The 19,410-nt window shown below is 69.0% G+C and carries 13 protein-coding genes; all 13 read left to right on the forward strand.

The features are described 5' to 3' along the window. The first annotated feature begins 7 nt into the window (after positions 1 to 7). Positions 8 to 2,443 carry a glycosyl hydrolase gene (locus ACFVJ3_RS29070; RefSeq protein WP_378455349.1) on the forward strand — a complete coding sequence of 812 codons (2,436 nt, stop codon included), beginning with the start codon at positions 8 to 10 and terminating at the stop codon, positions 2,441 to 2,443. 119 nt (positions 2,444 to 2,562) lie between these two features. Next, complete coding sequence (mfd, locus tag ACFVJ3_RS29075; protein WP_378455350.1) at positions 2,563 to 6,210, forward strand: transcription-repair coupling factor; 3,648 nt, start codon at positions 2,563 to 2,565, stop codon at positions 6,208 to 6,210. Between the two features lie 4 nt (positions 6,211 to 6,214). Beyond that, positions 6,215 to 7,081 carry a MazG family protein gene (locus ACFVJ3_RS29080; RefSeq protein ID WP_378455351.1) on the forward strand — a complete coding sequence of 289 codons (867 nt, stop codon included), beginning with the start codon at positions 6,215 to 6,217 and terminating at the stop codon, positions 7,079 to 7,081. Between the two features lie 290 nt (positions 7,082 to 7,371). Next, positions 7,372 to 8,217 carry a glycosyltransferase family 2 protein gene (locus ACFVJ3_RS29085; RefSeq protein ID WP_378455352.1) on the forward strand — a complete coding sequence of 282 codons (846 nt, stop codon included), beginning with the start codon at positions 7,372 to 7,374 and terminating at the stop codon, positions 8,215 to 8,217. A 6-nt stretch (positions 8,218 to 8,223) separates the two neighbouring features. Then, a complete protein-coding gene (locus tag ACFVJ3_RS29090) occupies positions 8,224 to 9,174 on the forward strand; it encodes a glycosyltransferase family 2 protein (RefSeq protein ID WP_378455353.1) in 951 nt (316 codons plus the stop codon). Beyond that, positions 9,171 to 10,481, forward strand: coding sequence for a glycosyltransferase family 2 protein (locus tag ACFVJ3_RS29095; protein ID WP_378455354.1), 1,311 nt, complete (start codon positions 9,171 to 9,173; stop codon positions 10,479 to 10,481). Before ACFVJ3_RS29090 ends, ACFVJ3_RS29095 begins: the two co-directional genes overlap by 4 nt. Next, complete coding sequence (locus ACFVJ3_RS29100; RefSeq protein WP_378455355.1) at positions 10,465 to 12,258, forward strand: alpha/beta fold hydrolase; 1,794 nt, start codon at positions 10,465 to 10,467, stop codon at positions 12,256 to 12,258. Before ACFVJ3_RS29095 ends, ACFVJ3_RS29100 begins: the two co-directional genes overlap by 17 nt. A 2-nt stretch (positions 12,259 to 12,260) precedes the next feature. Further along, positions 12,261 to 13,634 (forward strand): lipopolysaccharide biosynthesis protein, encoded by a 1,374-nt coding sequence (locus ACFVJ3_RS29105; RefSeq protein ID WP_378455356.1) that lies wholly within the window; start codon positions 12,261 to 12,263, stop codon positions 13,632 to 13,634. Then, positions 13,621 to 14,865 (forward strand): hypothetical protein, encoded by a 1,245-nt coding sequence (locus ACFVJ3_RS29110; RefSeq protein WP_378455357.1) that lies wholly within the window; start codon positions 13,621 to 13,623, stop codon positions 14,863 to 14,865. The genes ACFVJ3_RS29105 and ACFVJ3_RS29110 overlap by 14 nt, the downstream gene beginning before the upstream one ends. A 2-nt stretch (positions 14,866 to 14,867) precedes the next feature. Next, positions 14,868 to 15,539: a DUF998 domain-containing protein gene (locus tag ACFVJ3_RS29115; protein WP_378455358.1), complete on the forward strand. Its 672-nt coding sequence runs from the start codon at positions 14,868 to 14,870 to the stop codon at positions 15,537 to 15,539. Between the two features lie 31 nt (positions 15,540 to 15,570). Then, the gene (locus ACFVJ3_RS29120) at positions 15,571 to 16,368 is read left to right on the forward strand and encodes a glycoside hydrolase family 16 protein (protein WP_378455359.1); all 798 of its coding nucleotides are present in this window, start codon (positions 15,571 to 15,573) and stop codon (positions 16,366 to 16,368) included. Beyond that, positions 16,361 to 18,469, forward strand: coding sequence for a hypothetical protein (locus ACFVJ3_RS29125; RefSeq protein ID WP_378455360.1), 2,109 nt, complete (start codon positions 16,361 to 16,363; stop codon positions 18,467 to 18,469). The genes ACFVJ3_RS29120 and ACFVJ3_RS29125 overlap by 8 nt, the downstream gene beginning before the upstream one ends. Positions 18,470 to 18,525: 56 nt before the next feature. After that, entirely contained in the window at positions 18,526 to 19,359 is an 834-nt protein-coding gene (locus ACFVJ3_RS29130; RefSeq protein ID WP_378455361.1) for a glycoside hydrolase family 16 protein, read from the forward strand. Positions 19,360 to 19,410: the final 51 nt, after the last annotated feature.

A 19,410-nucleotide genomic window follows, 5' to 3' on the forward strand; every position in this document is an offset into this window, starting at 1 on the left:
GCGTTGCGTGGCAACGGAACCGGGATCGGTCACCGAACCTTCGGGCCTGGCGGGCGCGCCGGGTCCGTGGTATTCCGCGCAGGTGCCGGGTACCGCGGCAGGCGCGATCCGGGCGACCGACGGTGCCGAGGCGGCGCGGGCCGCGAGGACCGACGCGATGGACTGGTGGTTCGTCACCGACGTGTCCGGCGGCGGCCCGGGACCGTGGCGGCTCGAGTTCGACGGCCTCGCCTCGCACGCGGAGGTGTGGGCCGGCGCCGACCTCGTCCTGACTTCGGAGTCGATGTTCGTGCCGGCCTCGGTCGAACTCGCCTCTTGCCCCGGCACGGTCACGCTGGCGATCCGTTTCCCGTCGCTCGATGCCGCGCTGCGCAACCGGCGGCCTCGCGGACGCTGGCGGTCGTCGCTGGTGAGCGCGCAGGGCCTGCGCTGGATCCGCACGAGCCTGCTCGGCCGCGCCCCGGTCTTCGGTGGTGTGCCGGCCCCGGTGGGTCCGTGGCGGGCGGTGCGGCTGCACGACCGCGCCGCGCCTGTCCTGTCGGATCGTCACGTGGTCACCGCCGTGGAGGACGGCACGGGCGTGCTGGACCTCGCCGTGCGCGTGCATCGTTCGGCCGGACCGGCACCGGTCGTGCGGCTCGGCGACCTCACCGTGGACGCGACGGCCGTGGACTCCGGGTCCGGCGCGCAGGATGTCCGCGCCCACCTGCGCGTCCCCGACGTCCGGTTGTGGTGGCCCCACACCCACGGCATCCCCGTGACGTATCCGCTGAGCGTCGTCCTGGGGGAGCACGTCGTCGACCTGGGTGCGGTCGGATTCCGCACCGTGCGCGCGGCGCGCGGCGACGGCGGATTCCGGCTGTCGGTCAACGGGGTCGACGTGTACTGCCGAGGCGCCGTCTGGACGCCGGTGGATCCGGTCGGGCTGGGTGGCCGGGATCAGACGCGGGCCACTCTCGAGCGGGTGGTCGAGGCCGGCCTCAACATGGTCCGCGTGCCGGGCACCGCGGTGTACGAGGACGCCGCATTCTGGAACGACTGCGCCGAACTCGGGGTCATGGTGTGGCAGGACGCCATGCTGTCGACGTTCGACCCGCCCGACGACCAGCCGTTCCTGGACCTGCTGACCACGGAGGTCGAGGCGGTGCTGCGGCCGCTGTCCGGTAACCCCGCGCTCACCGTGTTCAGCGGAGGCAGCGAGACCGAACAGCAACCGGCGATGCTCGGACTCCCGCTGCCGCACATGATGGCGGTGCACGACGTGATTCCGGCGGTGGTCGGTAAGACGGCGCCGGGGGTGGTGCCGGTGTCGTCGTCACCGACCTCGCCGCCGGGCGACGACGCGCTCGCGACCCACGTGGGGACGGGTGTCGCGCACTACTTCGGTGTCGGGGGCTATCGGCTTCCGCCGTCCGACGTCCGCCAGGCCGGGGTGCGGTTCGCCGCCGAATGCCTCGCGTTCTCGATTCCCCCGTCGGACGCGGCGATCGAGGCCGAATTCGGCAGCCTCGCGGCGGCCGGCCACCATCCACGGTGGAAGGCGGCCGTTCCCCGGGACAACGGGGCGTCCTGGGACTTCGAGGACGTCCGCGATCACTACGTGCGGACGCTGTTCGGCGAGGAGCCGTCGACGGTCCGGTGGAGCGACCCCGAGCGGTACCTCGCCCTCGGTCGGGCCGCCGTCTGCGAGGCGTTCGCGGCGACTCTCGGTTACTGGCGACGGCCCGATTCGGGATGCGACGGCGCCCTGGTGCTCGCGCTCCGCGACCTCGAACCCGGCGCCGGGTGGGGGCTGCTCGACACCGACGGCAGGCCGAAGGCGCCGTGGTTCGTGATGCGGCGGTTGTCGCTGCCGGTAGCGGTCCTCCTCGCCGAGGACGGGTTGGACGGACTGCGGATCGACGCGGTCAACGACACCGACCACAACGTCGTGGGGGAGTTGCGGGTGCAGGTGCACACCCGCACGGGTGCCCTGGCGTTCGACGTCACCGAACCGGCGACCGTCGCCGGGCACGAGGCCCGCCGGTGGTCGCTCGACACGCTGCTCGGCCGCTTCACCGACGCGACCCACGTCCACCGCTTCGGCCCGCGCGGCTACGAGAGCGTGACCGTCACGCTGTCGAGCGAGGACGGCGTCGTCGCCGAGTCCGTTCACCTCGTCGGCGGACCGGCGCGCGCCCTCGAACGGACCGTCGGCCTGACGGCGGTGGCGCGACAGGCGCCGTCCGGCGACTGGGTCGTCGACGTCGGGACCGACGGCGCTGCGCAGTACGTCCACCTCGAACTCCGCGGCTTCGAGCCGGCGGACTCCTGGTTCCACCTGCCACCCGGCGGAGCACGGATCGTGCCGGTGCGCAGGACCGGGACGGCGGACGCGGTGACCGGCCACGTGCGGGCGCTGAACTCGATGACCGTCGCACCGGTGGTGCAGGCCTCCACCTGATACGGACCCCGGTCCGTCCGTGTGCGATATCGACTAGGCTGGCTCAGTCCGCAACTGGCCGCTCGTCCCGGCCCGAGCTGTTCGCCGGCAGTTCGTCATCACTGCTCAGGAGTGCGTCGTTGTCTTCCCCGCTCATCGCTGCCGAGCCCTCGTCCGACACCCCGCTCGCCGGTCTGGCGAAGATCGCGCTGGGCGACGCAGTCATCGCGCAGGTGACCGAGGCTCTCGGACGCCATCACCTCGACATCGTCGCGCCCGTATCCGCCCGGCCGTTCGTGGCCGCGGCCCTCGCCGAGCGCACCCATCTGCTGCTGGTCACCGCGACCGGTCGCGAGGCCGACGACCTCACCGCCGAACTGCAGGAGATGATCGGCGACGCCGTCGCGCAGTTCCCGTCGTGGGAGACGCTGCCGCACGAACGGCTGTCGCCGAGCGCCGACACGGTCGGTCGCCGCGTGGAGGTGCTCCGCAGACTCGCGCGGCCGGACGACCGCTCGTACGGTGCCCCGCTCCAGGTCATCGTCACCACGGTCCGTTCGCTGGTGCAGCCCATGGCGCCGGGTCTCGGTGAGATCGAACCCGTCACGCTGCGCGTGGGCGTCGAGCACGACTTCGACGGGCTGATGCAGCGGCTCGTCGAGATGGCGTACACGCGCGTCGACATGGTGGGCAAGCGCGGCGAGTTCGCCGTCCGCGGCGGCATCCTGGACCTGTTCTCACCCACCGCGGATCATCCCGTGCGCGTCGAGTTCTGGGGCGACGAGGTCACCGAACTGCGCGCGTTCTCCGTCGCGGACCAGAGGTCGCTGGCCGAACTCGACATCGACGCCGTGATCGCCCCGCCGTGCCGCGAACTGCTCCTCACCGAGGACGTCCGCGACCGCGCCGCGCAGCTCGCGGTCGACAACCAGGCCGACGCCGCGCTCGTCGAAATGCTCGACAAGATGTCGGCCGGCATCCCGGTGGAGGGCATGGAGGCACTGCTGCCCGTGCTGCGGCCGGGACAGCTCCAGTTGCTCACCGACGTGCTGCCCGAGAGCGCACACGTGCTGCTGTGCGATCCGGAGAAGATCCGGACGCGTGCCACCGATCTGGTGCGCACCGGTCAGGAGTTCCTCGAGGCATCGTGGACGGCGGCGTCGATCGGCGGCGCCGCCCCGCTCGACACCTCGGTGTTGAAGGGCGACGGCATCGACCTCGGCGCCTCCGCGTACCGCTCGCTCAGCCAGGTCCGTGAATCAGCGGAGACCACGGGTCTGCCGTGGTGGACACTGAGCCCGCTTGCGTCCGGCAACGGCGAGGAACTGGAGCTGGCGGTCACGCCGGCACCGCAGGTCCGCGGTTCCGACGACCTGCTGTCGGAACTGTTCGTGAGCCTGCGCGCCCACGTCACCACCGGCGGCCGGGCCGTCATCGTGGTCGCAGGCGCCGGCACCGCGCATCGTGTGCTCGAGCGTCTGCGCGAAGCCGAGGTGCCCGCGGCGGAACTCGCGCCCGGTTCGGAGCCCCCGCGGGGCCAGGTCGGGGTGCTGCGCGGTTCGCTCCACGACGGCCTGGTCTTCCCCGGCGACGACTCCACTGCCGGACTCGTCATCGTCACGGAGGCCGATCTCACCGGCAACCGGGTGGCCGCGGTCGGCGACGGCAAGAGGCTGCCGGCGAAGCGCCGCAACCAGGTGGATCCGCTGGCGCTGACCGCCGGGGACATGGTGGTGCACGACCAGCACGGCATCGGACGATTCGTCGAGATGGTCGAACGCACCATCGGCGGTGCCCGGCGCGAGTATCTCGTGATCGAGTACGCCGCCAGCAAGCGCGGACACCCGGGCGACCGTCTGTTCGTCCCGATGGAGTCGCTCGACCAGCTGTCGCGGTACGTCGGCGGCGAGCTGCCCGCGCTCAGCAAGCTCGGCGGTTCCGACTGGGCGAACACCAAACGCAAGGCGCGCAAGGCGGTTCGTGAGATCGCCGGTGAACTCGTCCAGCTGTACGCGGCGCGGCAGGCCGCACCCGGTCATGCGTTCGGCCCGGACACCCCGTGGCAGAAGGAGATGGAGGACGCCTTCGCGTTCACCGAGACCCACGACCAGCTGACGGTCATCAGCGAGGTCAAGGCCGACATGGAGAAGGCGGTCCCGATGGACCGCGTCGTCATCGGCGACGTCGGCTACGGCAAGACGGAGATCGCGGTGCGGGCGGCGTTCAAGGCCGTGCAGGACGGCAAGCAGGTGGCGGTCCTGGTGCCGACGACACTCCTCGCTCAGCAGCACCTGCAGACGTTCACCGAGCGCATGGCGGCGTTCCCGGTGACGGTGCGCGGGCTCTCCCGCTTCACGGATGCGGGGGACTCCAAGGAGATCATCGCGGCCATGGCCGACGGCGAGATCGACGTCGTGGTCGGCACGCACCGGCTGCTGCAGACCGGGATCAGATGGAAGGACCTGGGCCTCGTCGTCGTCGACGAGGAACAGCGCTTCGGTGTGGAACACAAGGAGCACATCAAGGCGCTGCGCACCCACGTGGACGTTCTCACGATGTCGGCGACGCCGATCCCGCGAACGCTCGAGATGAGCATGGCGGGCATCCGCGAGATGTCCACGATCCTCACGCCGCCGGAGGAGCGGCACCCGATCCTCACCTACGTCGGCGCGTACGCCGACAAGCAGGTGGCCGCGGCCATCCGACGGGAACTGCTCCGCGACGGGCAGGTGTTCTACGTCCACAACCGGGTCAGCTCGATCGACAAGGCCGCCCAGAGGATCCGCGACCTCGTCCCCGAGGCGAGGGTCGCGGTGGCGCACGGGCAGATGAACGAGGACACCCTGGAACGGACCGTGCAGGGCTTCTGGGAACGCGACTACGACGTGCTGGTGTGCACCACCATCATCGAGACGGGTCTCGACATCTCCAACGCCAACACGCTCATCGTCGAACGCGCCGATTCCCTCGGCCTGTCGCAGCTGCACCAGTTGCGCGGTCGCGTCGGGCGTAGCCGGGAACGCGGCTACGCGTACTTCCTGTACCCGCCGGAGAAGCCGCTCACCGAGACGGCCTACGACCGCCTCGCGACCATCTCACAGAACTCCGACCTCGGCGCGGGCATGGCGGTCGCGATGAAGGACCTCGAGATCCGCGGCGCCGGAAACGTGCTGGGCGCCGAGCAGTCCGGTCACGTCGCGGGTGTCGGGTTCGACCTGTACGTGCGGCTCGTGGGGGAGGCGGTCGAGGCCTTCCGGGCAGCGGCCGACGGCAAGCCGATCACGACGGAGGACGCACCGAAGGAGGTCCGTATCGACCTGCCCGTCGACGCGCACATCCCTCCCGACTACGTCACCAGCGACCGTCTCCGGCTCGAGGGGTACCGCAAGCTCGCGGCGGCCACCGAACTCGACGGCATCACAGCCGTGGTCGATGAACTCGTCGACCGGTACGGACCGCTCCCCGAGGAGGTCCGCCGACTGGTCTCGGTGGCCAAGCTGCGCCTGCTGGCCCGCGAGTACGGACTCGAGGAAATCGCCGTGGTCGGCACGCAGCTGAAGATCGCGCCGATGGTCCTACCCGACTCGAAGCAGTTGCGTCTCAAGCGGATCTACCCGAGCGCGCAGTACCGTGCCACCACCGGGATGGTGCAGCTGCCGCTGCCCCGGGCGGGTTCGGGCGGAATCGGCGCGGAGCGGGTGCGCGATGTGGAGTTGCTGCAGTACATCGCCGATTTCGTGCTCGCGCTGGACGGCAAGGCCGCCGGGTCCGTGGTGATGGAGGCCTGACCCGATGACGGTGGTCCTGCTCGACCCGTTGCGGCCCACGACGATCCCGATGGAGGCCGTCGGGGTGATCGGTGACGGCGTGGAGTTCACCGACGAGGTACCCGAGGACGTCCGGGGGTTGCTGACCGAGGCACCCGGGGCCGCCGTCCTGGTCAGTACCGATCCCGACCACCCCACCGTGCGCGAGTGGATGGCGTCGGGGTCGCGCGTCATCGCGGCCCCGAAGGTCCCGGGCGACAACCTCGTCGAGGCCGCCGAGGTGATGGACCGACTGTGGAGTTACGGCGGCTGGGAAGTGACACAGACGCACCGCACCCTGTCGCACTACCTCGTCGAGGAGACGTACGAGGTTCTCGACGCGATCGAGTCGTCCGAACCCGGTGATCTGCGTGAAGAGCTCGGAGACCTGCTGCTGCAGGTCCTGTTCCATTCGCGCATCGCCTCGGCGTCGGGCAATTTCGACGTGGACGACGTGGCCGCGACCCTGGTGGCCAAGCTTGTGCACCGCAGTCCCCACCTCGGGGAAGACGTCGTCGGGCCGATCGACATCGTGGAGCAGGAACACGCATGGGAGATCCGAAAAGCGGCGGAGAAGGCGCGGAGTTCCTGCCTCGACGGCGTCGCGATGAGTCAGCCCGCGGCGTCCCTCGCGGCGAAGGTGATCGCCCGCGCGAGCAAGGCAGGCCTGCCGCCCGAACTCGTGCCAGTCGAACTCGAGTCCGGGCTGGTAGCTGAGGCGGACGCCGAGACGAGACTCCGGGCAGCGACGCACGCGTTCATCACCCGGATCCGGGCAGCCGAGGATGCGGCCCGTGCACAGGGGAAGTCCTCGCTCGGAGCAGCGGACTGGTCGGGTCACTGGCCGTCGTGAGGGCGGCCGTTCCGCGCGATCGTTTCGGTTTGCCGAAATGTAACTGAGTTTTAAATCACTTCGCGCTAACTGATGCGCGAGAAACAAACTTGAGATAGGTTTACCCCTGCAAAGAAGACCGATGGTCGAAAACATTGAAGTTTTCTGAACTGCGGGGGTTCGAACGGTCTCTGCTTCCTTTGCACCGCTGCACGTGGTGAGGACACCGCTCCAGACAAGGGGTGGTCAGTGCTCGCATGGGACGACTGTGATGCTGCCGGGCCATTCGCCCGACGAGGAAAGACGGACAAATGAGCCTGTACACGCCTGATCGCCTGGAACCCTCCGACGGTACCGACGTCGTGGGCGTCGACCAACGCAGAGGCGAAGACAACGGTCGCAACGACGGGGACGGGTCGCAGCGGCCGACGGTCACGGTCGTCGTACCTGCCATGAACGAAGCCAAGAACCTCCCGCACGTTGCCGCGCGGATGCCGGCCGACATCGACGAGATCGTCTTCGTCGACGGACATTCCGTCGACGACACGGTCGAGGTGGCCAGGAGCCTCTGGCCGGACGCCACGGTCGTGACACAAAGCCGAAAAGGCAAGGGCAATGCCTTGGCCTGCGGTTTCCTCGCCTCCACGTCGGACATCATCGTGATGATCGACGCCGACGGATCCACCGACCCGGCCGAGATCCCGCTCTTCGTCGGGGCTCTCGTGGCAGGTGCGGACTTCGCGAAGGGAACCCGCTTCGCCGCCGGCGGAGGCAGCTCGGACATCACGTTCAGCAGAAAGCTCGGAAACAAGGCGCTGAACGCCATCGTCAACCTCAAGTTCGGGGCCTCGTTCAGCGATTTGTGCTACGGCTACAACGCTTTCTGGCGCCACCACGTCCCCGTGATGGCATTGCCGTCCGTCGACGCGACCGACGCGCAATGGGGCGACGGCTTCGAGATCGAGACACTCATCAACGTGCGGGTCGCCAACGCGGGCCTGAAGATCACCGAGGTGCCGAGTTTCGAACAGGACCGCATCCACGGCGAGAGCAATCTCAACGCGGTCCGTGACGGGCTCCGGGTGCTGCGCACCATCAGGAGCGAACAGCGCACCCCCGCCCCGGACCTGTCCCCGGCCCCCGTCTCGCGAGGCTGAGCAACCATGACGGTGTCCACCCTCGTGTCCTGCTCCGTCGTGATCTGTGCCTACACCACCGAACGGTGGACCGACCTGTGTGCCGCAGTCGACTCGGTGCTCACCCAGAACGTGCCGGTGCTCGAGGTCCTGGTGGTGATCGACCACTCCGAGGAGCTGTTCGCGCGTGCCGAACGGCACTTCGCCGGGGAGACCCGGGTGACCGTGCTGCGTAACTCCGGGTCGAAGGGGCTGTCCGGAGCCCGCAACACGGGCGTGCACGCGGCGCGCGGCGACATGATCGCGTTCCTCGACGACGATGCGCGCGCCGAACCCGACTGGTACCGCGTGTCCGCCGCCCACTACTCCGATCCCGACGTGCTCGGTGTGGGGGGATTCGCCAGTCCCGTGTGGCCCGCGGCCCGCCCGGTGTGGATGCCCGCCGAGTTCGACTGGGTGGTCGGCTGCAGCTATGTCGGCCAACCGACACGTATCGAGCCGGTGCGGAACTTCATCGGCTGCAACATGTCTCTGCGGCGCACGGTGTTCGACGCCGTCGACGGGTTCAGCGACGGGATCGGCCGGGTCGGGAAGACACCGGTCGGATGCGAGGAGACCGAACTCTGCATCCGGATCCGCGCCCACCAGCCCACTGCGCGGCTGCTGTTCGACCCCGCGATGAAGGTGGCGCACCGAGTCAGCGACGACCGCACCACCTTCCGATACTTCCTCTCGCGGTGCTTCCACGAGGGCATGTCGAAGGCGTTGGTGTCCGATCTCGTCGGCGCAGGCGACGCGCTCAGCAGCGAACGCGCGTACACGGCGCGCGTTCTCCCGCGCGCCGTCGTGGTCGGGATCGCGTCCCCCCGGAACGGTGGGCTGGCCCGCGCCGGTGCCGTGGTCGCCGGACTTCTCGTGACCACCGCCGGCTACGCCCGAGGTCTCGCCGGGCTGCGATCGAAGCGGGTGACGGCATGACCGGAACCGTGGACCGCAGGATCGACCTGGCGCCCGCTCTCGTGAGTGACGAGGCACCGACGTGGGACGGGGCCGTCTGGGTCGGCGAACTGCGCGGTCCCGTGCGGGAGGACACCGAGTACCGGCTGGACCGGGCCGAGGGCTATCGGCGTGCCCGGTTGCTCGTGCGGGAAGACCGCGCCCTGCTGGGGTTCGTCGAGGTGGACGTCGAGGACGGCAGACTCGAACCCGGCGAACTGCGCCGCGCACTGGCCGAACTCGCGCCGGAGGTGGTGCGGGACAGCGCCGTGGCCGCTACCGAATCCCGACCCTCCGTCACGGTGGTGGTGTGCACCCGCGACCGGGTCGACAGCCTGAAGGTCGCCCTGGAATCGATCCTGTCGCTCGACCATCCCGACTACGAGGTGATCGTGGTCGACAACGCATCCCGCACGGATGCCACGCAGCGGTACGTCGCCGAACTCGGTGATCCCCGGGTGCGCGTCGTGACCGAGCCCCGACCGGGCCTGTCGAGGGCGCGCAATGCGGGCGTCCGCGCGGCGAACACGGAGATCGTCGCCTTCACCGACGACGACGTCGTCGTCGACCGGCACTGGCTCACCGAACTCGTCGCCGGCTTTTGCGCCGGGAATGCGGTGGCGTGCGTGTGCGGAATCGTCCCGAGCGGTGAGATCCGCACACCCGCGCAGGCGTACTTCGATCAGCGGGTGGGTTGGGCGAGTTCCTGTGTCCCACGGTTGTTCGACCTCGCGCACCCGCCCGCCGACGTGCCGCTCTTCCCGTTCCAGGTAGGTGTCTACGGAACCGGAGCGAATTTCGCCGTCGACCGGCGGGCAGTGTTCGAGCTCGGCGGTTTCGACGAGGCACTCGGGGCGGGCGCCCCCACCGACGGCGGCGAAGACCTCGACATGTTCTTCCGGGTGCTGCACTCCGGGCGGCAGCTGGCCTACCGGCCCGCGGCGGTCGTGTGGCATCGGCACCGGGCGGACAACGAGGCACTCGCCGTCCAGGCCCGCGGCTATGGTCTGGGGCTCGGAGCCTGGCTCGCCAAGATCGCCCTCGACCCGCGCACCGCCTGGCTCGCCCTACGGATCGCGGTGCGGCAGGCGCCGACCTTTCTCCATCTGTCGCGCAAGATGTCCCACGTCGCGACCCCACCGCACGGCCTCGCCGGCGAACTCCCCGTGGGCATCGGGGCCACCGAGCTGCGGTCCATCGCGCGTGGCCCGTTCGCCTATCTGAAGGCCCGAGTGGAGGGCCGGGATCCGGCACCGATGAGAGGGATGACCTATGACGGCCCATCCTGATCTTGCCGGCTCCGCCTCCCGGGGCGGCCGCGCCGACGGCACCCGGTTCGCCACCTGGTTCGGACCGGAGGATGCGCCGCTGTTCGGCGTCGTCGACCTTCCTGCCGACGGCCGCTGCCGCGGTGCCGTCGTTCTCTGCCCGCCGATCGGGAAGGAACAGGTCGACTCGTATCGCGGAATGGTGTACCTCGCCCAGCAATTGCGGGCTCGGGGGCTCCTGGTGTTGCGGTTCGACTACCGCGGCACCGGTGACTCGCCGGGCGCCCAGGACGATTCCGACGCGGTCGCCGGATGGCTCGACAGCATCCGGACGGCTGTCGACTACGTGCGCAGCTGCGGCATCACGGACATCGGGCTGGTCGGCCTCCGGGTCGGCGCCCTGCTCGCCGCGCAGGTCGCCGCGACGTGCGGTCCGGTGCGGGCCGTCACCTTGTGGGATCCGGTGGTGCGCGGCCGCGCCTACCTGCGCAAGCAGACCGCGCTCCACCAGATGGTGGTCGGCCCCGAGGACGCGGACGATCCGCGGGTCACCCTCATCGGTGCGGTGCTCGCCCCGGCCGCGGCTACGGCCCTGTCGGTGATGAGTCTGCGAGCGGCCACCCCGCCGCCGGGCGCGAAGGTCCTGATGGCGTTGCGGGAGAGCGAGGTCGATTCCGTCGGGATGCGTGAGGCCGTCGCGGCCTGGAACGCCGAGAACTTCACAGTTCACGACTACGAATCGTTCCTCGAGCCGGCAGACTTCGTGGTCCGGCTCCCGTTCGGCGACATCGACCGGATCGCCGATTGGATGTCCGCGTCCTTCGGCGACCACCACACCGGTGCCGCACTCGATCTCCGCACCACCGCCGTCGTGGATGGGACCCTCGACGGCAGGCAGATCACCGAGACTCTGGGCTTCGCGGGAGTGTCCGAACTCTTCACGATCCGCACGTCCGTCGCGGCCGAGCGGGGTGCGGCGAACAACCCTGCGGCACCGACGGTGATTTTCCACGGCACCGCCAACGAGCACCGCGTCGGACCGGTCCGGCTGTGGACCGAGACGGCACGCGAACTCGCGGCCCACGGGATCGCCAGCGTTCGCTTCGACCGTCGCGGCACCGGCGACACCGGCATGGTGCAGCACGGCGAATGCACCACCATCTACACGGACGAATCCCGGGACGACTCCGTCGACATCCTTTCCGTCAGCGGTGCGCAGCCCGAATCGGTTGTGCTCGCAGGGATGTGTTCGGGGGCGTGGAATTCGAGTTACGCCGCCCTCCGGTGTCCCGTCCGGGCGGTGGTCCTGGTCAACATGGCGGACTGGACCATTACTCGCAAAGCGTTCGTGAAGCAGTCGACGATGAACGCCGACCGGGGTTCCCTGAAGGGTGCAGCGCTCGCGCTGCTCCACCGGCACGCGGCGACGGCCAAAAAGTACCTGCGAGTGTGGATGCCGTACCGCTGCTGGTTATGGCTGGGCCGGGCCGGGTTGCTGCAGGTGCCGGAGGTCATGCTCGCTCCGCTGAACGACCGTGGCGTGCACACCACCGTCCTCCTCTCACCGATCGACTACGCCGCGTTCGTCGAGAACCACGGAGAGCGCAGCCTTCGCCGGCTCCGGCGCGCCGGATGGAACGGACGCCTGGTGACGTATCCGTCCGGCGATCACTCGCTGTACAGCACCGCCCTGCGGGACAGGGTCCTGCGGGACGTCCTCGCCACCGCGCTCGGTGAACTGACCGTGGACCGCGTCGACGACGCCCGTGACGCTTCCCGGCCGGAGTTGGTCGGGTAGTCATGGGATCCCCGACAGCGACGCAGTCGCAACTACGCGCGAAGCGCCGTGCCGAGCAGCCACCGCGCTCCGCGGGGCGGAATCTGCAGCTCAACTCGATGGCACTGATGCTGTCGAGTGTCGTCACCGGTGGACTCGGCCTCGCCTTCTGGGGCGCGTCGGCGCGATTGTTCCCCGCCGATCAGGTGGGCGTGGCGTCCGCTCTCATCTCGACGGCGATCATGCTGTCGACGCTGTCGAATCTCAGCCTCGGCTCGATGTTCGAGCGCTTCCTGCCCGTGGCGGGCCACCGCGCGGGACCGTTGCTGGTCAAGGGTTTCGCCGCCGTGGCCACGCTGGCCTTCGTGTCGGCCGTCGGGCTCATCGTCCTCGGTCCACGGGACACTCTGTTCGAGAACAACCTGGAAATCGCGATCTATCCGGTGTTCGTCGTCGTCCTCGCCCTCTTCGCCCTACAGGACCAGACCGTCTCCGGGCTGGGCGTGGCCCGCTGGGCGGCGTCGAAGAACGTCTTCCACGCGCTGGCCAAACTGCTCGCGGTCGTGGTGCTCGCGGCGTCGGGGTCGGCGCTCGCCATCGTCGCGTCCTGGGGGGCCACCGCAGCGATCGCCGTTGTGGTCGTGTTGACGTCGATGGGTCTGCGCATCCGGTCCGACCCTCGATACCGGCAGTCACCCGCGCTGCCCTCCAACAAGGAACTCGGAGTGTACTTCGGTTCCTCGTACGGCATTTCGGCGCTGGGGGCCATCGCCCCGCTCGTCGTCCCGCTGATCGTCGTCACCCGGGTCGGCACCGCGGCGAACGCCTACTTCGCAGTGACCTGGTCGATCGTCAGCGCCCTCTACATCATGGTGAACCTCATGGTGGGCCCGTTCGTGGCCGAGGCCGCCGCGCACCCGGACAAGATCGTCAGCCTGTCCCGCCGGTTCGTCCGCACCATTACCGTGGTCGCGGTGGTGGGCGGGCTCGGCCTGGCCTTCGTCGCGCCGCCCGCGCTCGGATTCATCGGCGACGAATACCGTGCGGAAGGAACGCCTCTGCTCCATCTCGCCGCGGTGTTCGTGCCCCTCACCGTCATCGGCGCCGTCTACGACGGTCTCGCGCGGGTGTACCGCCGGCTGACCCTCGCCGTCGTCACCCAGTGCCTGGCCACGGTGGTCATCATCGTCGGCAGCCTGGTACTCAGCGCATCGATCGGGGTCGCGGGTGTGGGCTGGGCGTATCTCGCCGCGGAGGCGCTCACCGCCGTGATCCTCGCAGGACCACTCATCTCCTGGCTCCGCCGACTCCAGAACCGCTCCAAGTGGGAGCGGTGGCTGGCGAAGAAGAGCGTGAACCCGAAACCGATGTGGCAGTTGTCCGATGTCGACGCATAGAGCGAGTTCCCGCGACCTGATGCGCAGCGGGAGCCGGATGATCACCGCGATCGGTCCCGTCCGACTTCCGAGCATCGGCGAGATCCGGGACACGCTGACGCTGCTCGCGCACGCGGGCGGGCGGCACACCCCGATCGGCGTCGTCCCGACCACCGGGTCACACCGGTGGGAGCACCGACCGCAGGACTTCCTCGGACAGGTACGAGAACTCGGACCCTGTACCCGGGAGGAGGTGCCGCAGTTGCTGACCCGGTTGGCACGTTCGGGTGCGTCCGCGCACCCACTGAACGTCGCGGTCGCGGGCGATTTCCTCCTGCTCGACATCTCGCACGGACTCGGCGACGGCAGGCTCGCACTGTCTCTCGTCCGTGCCGTCGCCGGTGGACGCACCGGGACGCCGGTTCCGGAATGGGCGCGGACACGTGACAGCGCGCTGCCGCTCGCACGCGCCCTGACCCGGACCTTCGCGTCGTCCCCCACACGTGTCGCGCGGCTCCTCGAATCCCTGCCCGCTGCCGCACAGGGTTCCGGATCGGCCGCGGTGGTGGTGCCGTGGCACGGCGCGCCCACCGCGGTCATCGCGTCCACAGCGTCCGGGACCACCGCAGAACTGCGTCGCTGGCGGGATCGGGAAATGCCCGGCGCGTCGGTGTCGTCGTTGCTGTTCGCGGCCGTCTCGCGGGCAGTGCGCAGTCGTGGCCTGGCGATCGACGACAAGGTCGACGTCCTCTTCGACTGCCGCCGGTACCTCCCGGAGGCCGCCACGGTGAACGGCAATTTCGCTGCCCTGGTGCGGTTCTCACTGTCGGACCCGGGTGATGCCGCCGAGATGAGTGCGGCGCTCGCGCAGGCCACGGAGTCGGGCCGGCCGCTCGCCTCGCTCGCGCTCAGCACCGCCAAGTTCCGCAGGCGCGAGCGTGCCGGTGTTGCGCACGCGCGGGCCACTCACGTCGCGGCGGACCCCCGGGCGAGGCTCGTGTACTCCGACATGGGAGAGGCCGCACTGCTGGCCGATCTCGACTGGACCGACGAGCCCGGCCGGCGTCTCGTCACCGCGCTGAGCGAACCGGCCGACCCTGCATCGATCGTCTTCAACCTGGTGCGTCGTGGTCCCGACCTGGACGTGTCGGCGTCGCTGCACGACAACGTCTTCGACCCCGAACTAGTCCGCACCGCGCTCGCGGACGCGCTGTGCGACCCACTGTCTCTACTGTCTCGAAGGATCTTCTGACCATGCCCTCACACGTCCTCGAATCTTCGAAGCGGACTCCGCTGTACCTCACCGTTGCCGTACTGCAGTTCTTCGTCGTCGAATTCCTCGTCGCCGGCACGTGGCGCGGTCACTACAGCTACTCCGCCAACTTCATCAGCGACCTCGGTGTCCCGTTCTGCGGCGCGGACGGAAACGCGCCGTGCAGCAAGACGTCACTGCTGATGGACGCGGCGTTCGTGGTGACCGGACTCGCCTACATGGTTGCCGCCGTCCTCTGGTACCGCATCGATCGGGTGCTGCCGCCGGCCCCTGTCGTCTTCCTGGCGGTGGCCGGGATCGGCGGAATAGTGGTCGGTCTCGCGCCGTCGAACACACACTGGGAAGTGCATTCGCTCGGCGCCACGCTGTTCCTCATCTTCGGCAGTCTCTTCACACTGACGACGGCACTCACCGTCTGGCCTCAGCTATCCGGACCGGCAACGTACGTCGCCCTCGCACTGGGGGTACTCGGATTGGTGGGGTACTTCTGCTTCACCTACTCCTGGGACCTCGGTCTCGGCGTCGGTGGTATCGAACGTGTCGCGGCGTACTCGGCGACCCTCGGGTTCGTCGTGTGCGTCCACCTCGTGACGCAGCTGCAGTCGGTTCGACGTTCGGCTGTCGTCCGGGTCGGAGACAGTGCCGGTGCATAGGCCGCTGAACCGTCCACGCAGGACCCGCGCCGTGTCCGCGGCAACGGTGTTCCTCGCGCTCGTCTGCATCGGCGCCACCGGGTGGTACGCGTCGAGTGATGTCGCTCAGGCATCGAGGAAGGGCGAGTCGGTGCTCATGTTCGACGATTTCGTCGGGCCCGCCGGAACCTCGCCGGACCCCCGCTACTGGGGGCACGCAGTCGGGGGAGGAGGCTGGGGTAACGACGAGGCCCAGGTCTACACCGACGATCCCGTCAACTCCCGGCTCGACGGCGACGGCAACCTCGTGATCGAAGCGCGCGGCGGCGGATCGGGTTACACGTCTGCCCGGCTGATCACCCTGGACCGCTTCGCGTTCCAGTACGGCCGGGCCGAGGCACGCATCAAGCTGCCGGGTGGGCAGGGCTTGCATCCGGCGTTCTGGTTGATGGGCACGGACGTCAACCGGGTGGGCTGGCCGCAGTCGGGGGAGATCGACGTGATCGAGACGATCAACGACGCGTCGTTCTTCCACAGCGGGCTGCACGGCCCGTCCGCCGACGGCACACCCTGGGAGCTGAAAGCCGAAGGCAGCGGCACCATGTCGGACGACTTCCGCGACTACTGGGTGGAGCGGTCGCCGGACCGGATCACGTTCGGCATCGACGACGCGGTGACGGGCGAGTTCTCGCGTGCCGACCTGGCCTCGGGGCAGGAGTGGGTGTTCGACAAACCGTTCTCCCTGTTGCTGAATGTCGCCGTCGGGGGAGGGTGGCCGGGCGACGTCGGCGCCGACACGACGTTCCCTGCCGCGATGCTCGTCGACTGGGTGAGGGTGACCGATGAGTGATCTCCTCGCTGCGGAGCGCCTCGACTCGAGGGCTCCGGAGCTGGCCCGGTACTACGACGTCGCCGCGTTGGCCTCGGCGGTCGCGGGGCTGGCGTCCCTGGCGCCGCTTCCGTCGTCGGTGAGTGCGGTGCTGCTGACGGTGTTCGTGTTGATCGGACCGGGTCTCGGGGTCGTGACGTGGTTGCGGCTACCGGTCGCCGCAGCCGTCGCGGCGGTCCCCGTCCTCGGGCTGTCCGTGGTGACTGCGGCCACGACCGTCCTGGCCTGGTTCTACCGATGGCCCGCGACGGGTCTGCTGCTGGTGATGGTCGTGGCCGTCGTCGCGTCCGCGCTGCGGCATCGGTGGCACGACACCGGCGCCGAGCCGGTTCGCGCGATGACCGTGCGCCAGGTGTCGTTCCGTCTGTCGCAGTGGTGGCATACTGCCCTCCGCAACCGGCCTCTGATCCTCGTTGCCGTGGCCCTCGCCGTGTGGGTGGTGGTCCTCTTCGGGCTCGGCTCGACTGCGTACTCCCAGTTCGGTCTGCTGTTCGTCGGCAGTGGGCCGGGCGTGGTGGTGTGCGCGCTGATGATGCTCGGCGCGTTCGTCTGGGCGCTGCGCGAGAACCGGATCGGAACCGCGGCGGCCGCCGTGCTCGGCGTGATCGCGGTCGAACGCCTCACCCCCACGTTCATCACCGACGTCCCCATCTACGGGTGGACGTACAAACACCTCGGCGTGGTCGACTACATCCAGCAGTTCCAGACACTGCCGCCCAAAGGCGTCGACATCTACGGCGAGTGGCCGGGCTTCTTCACCGCATTCGCGTGGTTCGGCGACATCACGTCCGCGGACATGATGTCGATCGCCCACTGGTTCGCGCCGGTGATCCACATACTGCTCGCGGTCGTGATCGCCACTATCGCCCGGCTCCTCGGGTTCGGCATGCGGGTCGCGCTGACGGCCGCGATGGTGGCGGAACTCGTCAACTGGGTGGGGCAGGACTACTTCTCGCCGCAGGCCATCGCCCTCGTCATGGCGCTGGGTGTGGTGGCACTGCTCGTGGTGTCGACGGAACACCGCTCTGCGGCGTACCTGTCGATCCTCGTCTTCGCCGCTCTGGTGCCCACCCATCAGCTGACCCCGTACTGGTTGTTCGGCGTGACGGTGGCCCTGGCGGTGACGCGGAAGATCCGTCCGTGGTGGCTCCCCATTCCCTACTTCGCGATCCTTGTCGCCTATCTCGTTCCCCGGCTGGACATCGTGGCACCGTACGGGCTGCTGTCCGGTTTCAACCCGGTCGACAACGCCACCAGCAACGTGACCGCCGTCGGTACGTTCGGGAAGATCTTCACGTCCACGGTGTGCCGTTCCCTGTCCGCGGGCATCATCCTGCTCGCGGTGATCTGCGCGATCCTGCTCTGGCGCACGAAGCGCCCCGCCTGGGTCGCGACCGTCATGGCGTTCAGCTCGTTCGCGTTGCTGGCCGGTCAGAGCTACGGCGGTGAGGCGATCTTCCGGGTTTATCTCTACGCCGTGCCCGGCTGTGCGATTCTGATCGCCCCGATCCTCGTGGACGCGCTCACGGTCCGGTTCCGATCCGGATTGCTCCGCCGAGTCGTCCCGGTCGGGCTCGCCGGCGGGTTGGCGTACGTCACGTTCGCGGGCCTGCAAGGCTATTTCGGGCTGTGGTCGCTGGTCGTCGGGTATCAGTCCCAGGTGACGTTCGCGCAGGACATCCTCGCGAGCGAGACCGCGCCGACGACGATCATGTCGCTGTATCCCGCCGGTCTCCCGACGCGGGTGAGCGCCGACTACATCAAGTTCGCCGTGGTCGACAAGGATTTCGATCAACCCTTGCTGGCGTTTCCCCCGGACCTGCTGGAGGGCTTCCCGCACGGCGGCCAGATCGAGATGCTCACCGCCGATGCGGCGGAACGCGACGGCGACACGTATCTCGCCTTCAACACGCAGGGCACCGCGGCCATCCGCTATTACGGCTATCTTGCGGACGGGTCCGTCGAGAATTTCGAGGACCAGATGAGGTTCAGCCCCGACTGGTCGGTGTACTCGCAGGACGAGAACAACACCATTTTCCGATACACGGGGCCGCGCAGGTAGCGGCCGCATCACGCGTTCGGTCACGACCGGGGGCCGGCGACGCCTAGCATCTGCTCATGCAGCGGATGCGCTCGACGATGTTCGAGATTGCGTTGACGTGCTCGATGGCGCTGTGCGCACTGTCCCTCACCCCGGCCGTGGCCGTCGCCGCACCCGGAAGCGTCCGGACCGCTTACCCCGGATACACGATGATCGGCAGCGACGAATTCGACGGACCCACAGGTGCGGCGCCCAATCCACTGTTCTGGGGCTACGACCTCGGGGGCGGCGGTTGGGGTAACAACGAGAAGCAGGTGTACACCGATTCCCGGCAGAACTCGCGACTCGACGGCAACGGGCGTCTCGTCGTCGAGGCACGCAGAAACGGTGCCGGTTTCACCTCCGCTCGTCTCGTGACGCGCGGAAAGTTCGACTTCACGTACGGCGTGGTGGAGGCGCGGATCCAGGTGCCGTCCGGTCCCGGGATCCATCCGGCGTTCTGGACGCTCGGCAGCAACATCAACAGTGTGGGGTGGCCGGCCTGCGGCGAGGTCGACATCCTAGAGGTGATCGGGGACGGTTCCCGTTACCACGCGGGTGTGCACGGGCCGACCGTGAACGGTGGGCACTGGGAACGCTCGACGGACGGCTCGATCGGCGCGAATCTCAGCGCAGGGTTCCACGACTACGCGCTGATCAAGGCTCCCGGCCGCATCTCGGTGGGCATCGACGGGAACATCGTCGGCACGGTCACCACGGCGGACCTGAGACCGGAGGAACGCTGGGTGTTCGACGCGCCGGCGTATCTGCTGCTCGACGTGGCTGTCGGCGGAAACTGGCCCGGCCCGGTCACCCCGTCGACACGCTTCCCGGCCACCATGCTGGTCGACTGGGTGAGATTCTCCCAGTGACGCCCCGGACGCCGACGTTTCCGGTGTGAATAGAATCGGTTTCATGGCCGT

It is taken from the genome of Rhodococcus sp. NPDC127593, from assembly GCF_042671975.1.
Classification (GTDB): Bacteria; Actinomycetota; Actinomycetes; order Mycobacteriales; family Mycobacteriaceae; genus Rhodococcus_F.

What these genes read in the sequence shown, in the direction of transcription:
- ACFVJ3_RS29080 (WP_378455351.1), top strand. Translation starts at nt 6,215, where the DNA reads ATGACGGTGGTCCTGCTCGACCCGTTGCGGCCCACGACGATCCCGATG.
- ACFVJ3_RS29085 (WP_378455352.1), top strand. Translation starts at nt 7,372, where the DNA reads ATGAGCCTGTACACGCCTGATCGCCTGGAACCCTCCGACGGTACCGAC.
- ACFVJ3_RS29090 (WP_378455353.1), top strand. Translation starts at nt 8,224, where the DNA reads ATGACGGTGTCCACCCTCGTGTCCTGCTCCGTCGTGATCTGTGCCTAC.
- ACFVJ3_RS29095 (WP_378455354.1), top strand. Translation starts at nt 9,171, where the DNA reads ATGACCGGAACCGTGGACCGCAGGATCGACCTGGCGCCCGCTCTCGTG.
- ACFVJ3_RS29100 (WP_378455355.1), top strand. Translation starts at nt 10,465, where the DNA reads ATGACGGCCCATCCTGATCTTGCCGGCTCCGCCTCCCGGGGCGGCCGC.
- ACFVJ3_RS29105 (WP_378455356.1), top strand. Translation starts at nt 12,261, where the DNA reads ATGGGATCCCCGACAGCGACGCAGTCGCAACTACGCGCGAAGCGCCGT.
- ACFVJ3_RS29110 (WP_378455357.1), top strand. Translation starts at nt 13,621, where the DNA reads ATGTCGACGCATAGAGCGAGTTCCCGCGACCTGATGCGCAGCGGGAGC.
- ACFVJ3_RS29115 (WP_378455358.1), top strand. Translation starts at nt 14,868, where the DNA reads ATGCCCTCACACGTCCTCGAATCTTCGAAGCGGACTCCGCTGTACCTC.
- ACFVJ3_RS29125 (WP_378455360.1), top strand. Translation starts at nt 16,361, where the DNA reads ATGAGTGATCTCCTCGCTGCGGAGCGCCTCGACTCGAGGGCTCCGGAG.
- ACFVJ3_RS29130 (WP_378455361.1), top strand. Translation starts at nt 18,526, where the DNA reads ATGCAGCGGATGCGCTCGACGATGTTCGAGATTGCGTTGACGTGCTCG.